This is a genomic window from Streptomyces sp. NPDC046881, assembly GCF_040645015.1.
Classification (GTDB): Bacteria; Actinomycetota; Actinomycetes; order Streptomycetales; family Streptomycetaceae; genus Streptomyces.
In genome coordinates this window covers 1-2978 of record NZ_JBEYXJ010000221.1, presented here as the reverse complement: position 1 = coordinate 2978, position 2978 = coordinate 1, and the positions used below count along the sequence as shown (strand labels likewise).

The window sequence follows — 2978 nt, the reverse complement described above, 5'->3', positions numbered from 1 at the left end:
GACACGTCGCACGCCACCACCGACACCGACTCGGCACCCAGCCCCGACAACTCGGCCACCAACTCCTCGGCACCCTCGACCGCCGAACCCCGCCGACTGGCCAGCACCAGATGCCGTACACCATGGCGCTCCACCAGGTGCCGGGCCACCAAAGCGCCCAGCACGCCGGTACCGCCGGTGACCAGCACCGAGCCCGAGGGGTCGAAGGCGACCGGCGTGTCCTCCTGCTCGGGGCGGGCGAGCCTCGGGGCAAACAAACGGTCGCCACGGAGGGCTGTTTGCGGTTCGCCGGTGGCCAGTACGGCGGCGAGCAGCGACTGCTCGTCGGTACCGGCGGGCGTGTCCGTGTCGAGCAGGACGATCCGGTCCGGGTTCTCCGCCTGGGCCACACGGATCAGGCCCCAGACGGCCGCCGCGGCCGGGTCGGTCACGTCCGCGTCCCCGCCCGCGGGCACTGCGCCCCGGGTCCGTACGACGAGGCGCGTGCCTTCGAGCCGGGGCTCGGCCAGCCAGGCCTGGACGACGCCCAGTGTCCTGCTGGTCAGCGTCAGCGCGGCGGTGTCGTCCACGCCGTCCGCGGCGCAGTCGAGCACGGCGGCGGACGGCAGCTCGGTGCCGTTCGCGAGCGCCGTCACCTCGCTCGCGTCGGTCAGCGCGATCCAGTCCGGTACCGTCCGGGCCGGCCGGGGGGCGGGCAGCTCGGTCCACTCCACCCGGAACAGCGCGTCGGCGGCACCGGGGGCGCGGTCCGAGGACGCCAGACGGTCCGCGGAGACGGGCCGCAGGGTCACGGCATCGGCCGTCAGCACCGGGCCGCCGGTCTCGTCGGCGGCCTCCACCGACACGACGCCGGCGGTGGACCGGACGAGCCGGGCGCGCAGCACCGTGGCGCCCGTGGCGTGCAGGACGACCCTGTTCCACTCCAGCGGCTGCCACACCTGGGCGCCGTCGTCGGCGACGGCCTCCCGGACGGCAGGGTGCAGGACGGCGTCCAGCAGTGCGGGATGCACGCCGTACCGGTCGGCCTCGGTCTGGTCGTCCTCCGCCAGCGCGGCCTCGGCGAACAGCTCGTCCCCGCGCCGCCACAGGCCGCGCAGGCCCTGGAAGAGGGGGCCGTAGGCGTGGCCGTGGGCGATCAGCTCGGCGTAGAGGGCGTCCGGCTCGGCCCGCTGGGCGCCGGGCGGCGGCCAGGCCGTGAAGTCGAAGGTGTCGGTCGCGGCCTCGCCGGCGGCCGGCGCGAGGATTCCGGTGGCGTGCCGGGTCCAGGTGACCGGGCCGCCCGCCCCGGCGGTGTCGTCGGGGGCCGCGTACACCTCCACGCTGCGGGTACCGGTCTCGTCCGGCCCGCCGACGGTGATCTGCACGCGTACGGCACCCTGCTCCGGGACGACCAGCGGCGCCTCGACGACCAGTTCGTCCAGCACTCCGCAGCCGACCTCGTCACCGGCCCGCACGGCCAGCTCGACCAGCCCGGCACCGGGTACGACGACCACTCCGCCGACGGCGTGGTCGGCCAGCCAGGGGTGGGTGCGCAGGGACAGCCGGGAGGTGAACACCAGCCCGTCGGACTGCGGCAACGGCACCACCGCGCCCAACAGCGGGTGCCCGGCGCCGGCCAGCCCCAGGGCGGCCGCGTCGACCACCGACTCCGACATCCGGAGCCAGTAGTGCTGGTGGTCGAAGGCGTACGTGGGCAGGTCCAGGTGGACTTCGGTCGCCCCCTCGGGCAGCACGGCCGCCCAGTCGACCTTCGCGCCGCGGACGAACAGCTCGGCGACGGACAGCAGGAGCGTCTGCGCCTCGCCCCGCTCGTCGCGCAGCGCGGGCACGCTCACCGCGTCCTCGCCCGCCGACTCGGCGATGGCACTGGTCAGCGCGCCGCCGGGGCCGAGTTCCAGGAACACCGAGCCGCCGGAGGCGGCGATCCCCTCGGCGAAGCGGACCGGGCGGCGGACGTGGTCCACCCAGTAGGCCGGGTCCGTCAACTGGCCCGGCTCAGCCAGGCGGCCGGTCACGTTGGACACCACCGCAATCGACGGTTCGTTCCACGTCAGCCCGTCCAGGGCCCTCGCGAACTCCGCGAGCATCGGCTCCATCAGCGCCGAGTGGAAGGCGTGGGAGACGGTGAGCCGCTTGACCCGGCGGCCCTGCTCGCGCAGCTTCTCCGCCACCGCCAGCACGGCCGACTCGTCGCCGGACAGGACGACCGAACCGGGCGCGTTCACCGCCGCCAAGTCCACGCCCTCGCCGAGATGTTCGGTGATCTCGGCCTCCGATGCGGCCACGGCGACCATCGCGCCGCCCGTGGGCAGGGCCTGCATCAGCCGGCCCCGGGCCGCCACCAGCGCCGCCGCGTCCTCCAGCGACAGCACACCCGCCACATGCGCCGCCACGACCTCACCGATGGAATGTCCGGCCACCACGTCCGGCCGTACACCCCAGGACTCCACCAGCCGGAACAACGCCGACTCCACCGCGAACAACCCGGCCTGCGTGAACACCGTCTGGTCCAGCAACTCCGCGTTGCCGAAGATCACGTCCTTGACCGACTGCTCAAGGCCGAGCTGTCCGTCCAAGGCGGCACAAGCGTCATCCAGCGCCCGCGCGAACACCGGATACCGCTCGTACAACTCACCGCCCATACCGACCCGTTGCGATCCCTGCCCCGGGAACACGAACACCGTCTTCCCCGCCGCCTCCGAGCCGGTGACCACGAACGGAGCCGTCTCCCCGGCGGCCAGTGCCCGCAGCCCGGAGACCACCTCCTCACGGCTCTCGGCGACGACCACCGCCCGCTCCGACAGCACCGCCCGCCGGGACACCAGCGCCCCCGCCACAGCAGCCACCTCAGCATCGGAGTCGCCGACGAACGCGGCCAGCCGCCCCGCCTGCCCCGCCAGCGCACCCGCGCTCCGCGCCGACACGACCACCGGCACCACACCGTCCGCCGGAGCCACCGGCTCGGCAGCGGGCTCCTC

At 74.6% G+C, this 2978-nt stretch carries 1 protein-coding gene; it reads right to left on the bottom strand.

Going from position 1 to position 2978, the window contains the following annotated elements:
• The coding region (locus ABZ923_RS41090; protein ID WP_361483501.1) for a type I polyketide synthase at positions 1-2978 on the bottom strand (2978 nt) is incomplete at both ends.